At 76.2% G+C, this 517-nt stretch carries 1 protein-coding gene; it reads left to right on the top strand.

What is annotated here, in order from left to right:
- Positions 1-80 precede the first annotated feature (80 nt).
- A partial coding sequence (locus tag ACYVIO_RS42210) for a hypothetical protein (RefSeq protein ID WP_460656656.1) occupies positions 81-517 on the top strand: 437 nt, incomplete at its 3' end.

Raw genomic sequence — 517 nt, 5'->3', positions numbered from 1 at the left:
CGGTCATGCGCCGCCGGATCCCGCCGATCCATGAAGTCCTCACGCGGGTCACGCGGCCGCTCGCCGTCAGGCGTGCGGTCGTGCGATCCCGGCGCCCGGTCGGCCGGACGCTCGGGCGTTGCCGGACGCTCAGGCTCCGGGTGCCTGGCCTGAGCCGGCTCCTGGTGCCCGTCCGGCTTGCTCGCCGGCTGCTCCGGATGCCGAGCCTGAGGCTGCTCAGGCGCATGCTGCGGCGCGTGCGGCTGCTGCGGTGCATGCGGTTGAGCCGGCTGCTGCGGATGCGGCTGAGCCGGGTGCTGCTGCGGCGCATGCGGCTGCACCGGCTGCTGCGGATGCGGCTGCTGCGGCGCATGCGGCTGTACCGGCTGCTGCGGATGCGGCTGCTGCGGCGCGTGCGGCTGCTGCGGATGCGGCTGCACCGGCTGCTGCGGGTGCGGCTGCTGCGGCGCGTGCGGCTGCTGCGGATGCGGCTGCACCGGCTGCTGCGGGTGCGGCTGCTGCGGCGCGTGCGGCTGCT

It is taken from the genome of Kribbella endophytica, assembly GCF_054781295.1.
The sequence above is the reverse complement of the archived record's forward strand: the minus strand, read 5'-3'. Positions and strand labels throughout refer to the sequence as shown.